The following is a 3,095-nucleotide window of genomic DNA, read 5'->3' on the forward strand; positions in this document are numbered from 1 at the left end:
CGGCCCGGACGGGTCACACCACCCACCGGCGTCACCTTCACCCAGGCCGGTGCAGGACTCGACTACGCCTTGGCCCTCGGATCCGACGGAAGCATCTATTCCTGGGGAGACAGCAGTGAGGGTGAACTGGGACGCGATCCCAACGAGGATACGCCGGCCGGCCGGCCGACACGCGTAGAAGCACCCGACGGGGTCCGTTTCACCCAGGTCAGTGCTGGTTCATCACATGCTATGGCTCTAGACTCCGATGGGAATATCTATTCCTGGGGAGACAACAGCAGCGGCCAACTGGGACGCAGTCCTGATGGCGGCACGCCCGCCAACAGGCCGGCACGCGTAGCGGCAGCCGACGGGGTCCGTTTCACCCAGGTCAGTGCAGGATTCGGCTATTCCCTAGCCCTGGGTTCCGATGGAGACGTCTATACGTGGGGGGCTACCAGCAATGACGATCCTTCGGGAAACATCAACGGCGACATCCTGGGACGTGATCCGAGCTTCAGTACGCCCGCCAATCGGCCAGGACCCGTGGCGGCACCCGACGGGGTCCGTTTCACCCAGGCCAACGCGGGATGGTCACATGTCCTGGCGCTCGGCTCCGACGGGAACCTCTACACCTGGGGGGTCAACGACACCTCCACTCTGGGGCGCGATCCCAGTGATATCACGCCGGCCAATCGGCCAGGACGCGTAGCGGCACCCGACGGGGTCCGTTTCACCCAGGCCAACGCCGCATACCACCATTCCATGGCGATCGGCTCCGACGGGAACCTCTACACCTGGGGGTGGAACGATTGGCTGCAACTGGGGCACGCGATCATGAACGGCGCACAGGACTTCCTGCCGGGGATGGTCCCATTCCCCCTGCGAGTCATGCCCACCCACGTACGTTTCGGTCAAGATGAAGGAACAAGTCCTGTGGACAATACGGATGGCACCTGGAGAGTGACCGCACCCGGCCATGACCCAGGCAACGTGACGGTCACCATCGATTGGTCCCTGAACGAGGTAGGACAGACCCCTGACACCACCAACACGTATAGATATACGCCTATAGGCAATCTGCCCCTAACCGGAGGTAAAGGAATTCTCCTGATGATCCTGGTCGGCTTGGCTTTCATGATTGCCGCCACCAAATTCCACAGATATCGAACAAGCACCCACTGACAAACTTCACTCGAGTAAGCAGGTCCGGACCGCGACAATCCCCAATACAACGGTCCGGACATCAGGTGGCCCCATCCCCTCCCCCAACTGGGATGGGGCCACCATTTTCCAATTCTCAGCCCATCGGCGCACACTGCTTTTCGTCCAAACGGCTCGGGGAACATGATTACCCCGCACTCGCCTGAAATCATCATCAGCCGAGCGAGTCTTTACCGATATTGACGTGGGTCCCATGCAGATCACGTTTCAAGCAACAAACATGATCGAAAGGCGAGGAGATAAATATTGCCAGCACACCGATTCCGCCATCCTGAGAAACAGCTGACGACCGGTCCCCGTCATATCTTCATCGCGGCGTCCAACATCATGAACCGATATTCGCCCCGGCCGAAAACCGATGAGTGCATGCATTCGCGTTCATCAACACGGCCACCATCCTTGTGCGAGCCATGGTGAACCGGCTTTACAGCCACCCGGGATCGATGTCTGCATCAGACGACTCCCGGCTCGGGCAGCCAAAGCTCCCGGGTCTTTTCATCGGTTCACCGATAGGTCCCCGCGCTGGAGGCGGCATCACACCAGGCAATGGTCAAGCCCATAACCATTGAGTTCCCACCCATCAACCCTCCCGGCAGCTTGTAGACTTTGCTGCAGCCCTTGCATTGCAAATCCACCATATGGCGGTAATCCTGCGGCCGCTTACGGATGAAAAGCGACGGCGGTTCCCGTTGGTCATATCTGCATCTGGATTTTTACACGATGATGCACCTCCTATCATCACGTACAGGATGAGATATGGCTTTGATCACTAGAGGGGTCGCCGGATTCCAAGCCGGGACGATACCGTCGGCCGAAAACATAAAGCCATCGTTCCCTGTAATATCCATTCTTCTGACAGTCGAACACCAACCAGACTCACGGCCGCTGTAATCCCGGGATTCCACCTTCCTGTTCCTTGTGCGCATATAGGATCGGCGATGGCCTAAACCGTGTGAACCACCGCGCCAATGCCGGCACCCAGTATCGGGATGGCGGAGATCAGCCGGTCCGCTCCGACAGGCCTTCCTATTACCCTGCCACGTTCACCGATACCATCCTTGCATTCCACAGCTTGGCATGCCACACGGTATTGGCGACGCAGCGTTCTGGATGGTCAGATTCAAGACCTGTTCCGATGCGACCCAACGGGAAGACGGCTTCATGAAAATCACCACGATCATGACAACGAGGTCGTGGGATACCCCTGGCCTGGAAGCCTCATCCTGCCGACTCGATTGGTCACTCGGTCTTCGGCCAAGACAACGATTGCCATGCCGACCGCGTCACGGAGGAACCGGCAATCCGTCCGACAATGAAAACTGCCGCGCTCCCATATGCGATCAGTCATGATGAAGATGTGTTGGCTCATCATCAAGGAGACCAACTTGACCAGAGGACATGAGGGATGGATACACATCACACCATGGGCTGCGATTTCCCTGTGCGATCTTCTCCGTCAACGGCAATGCAAAATACCCCATGAAAGGGCACTAGCCAAAGACCTACAGAAAGTGACCGCGAGTAGGTGGTCATAGACCTGAGCTGAGGAATACTCATGACGATCATGGGCATCGCCAGTCTCGCAACCAGTAGGTAGGTGGGACTGGCCACCCTGCCATTGCTGGATCATCTCGAATTCCTTATCTACTGCGAAATTGAAAATCGGACGTCCTCCGTCGAATCTGGACAGGTCAATCGTTTTCATCCCAAACGAACAGAATTGCGGTTTGCTTGAACATGAAAGACACCAGATGCCGAGCAATGATTGTCATAACACCCGCTGGCGTTCAATCAGCCCCCTCCGCCCCGAAACCGGATGACCGCCAGGTTCCCTGCCGAAAGCTGATATGGTCATGCGACAGAACAAGAACCAACCACGTTTCATGATGGGA

The 3,095-nt window shown here is 57.4% G+C and carries 1 pseudogene; it reads left to right on the top strand.

Annotated elements, in window-relative coordinates:
• A pseudogene (locus tag Q0K62_RS07930) lies at positions 1-1,164 on the top strand (hypothetical protein); the annotation flags it as partial.
• Positions 1,165-3,095 lie beyond the last annotated feature (1,931 nt).

It is taken from the genome of uncultured Bifidobacterium sp., from assembly GCF_945269915.1.
Lineage (GTDB): Bacteria > Actinomycetota > Actinomycetes > Actinomycetales > Bifidobacteriaceae > Bombiscardovia > Bombiscardovia indica.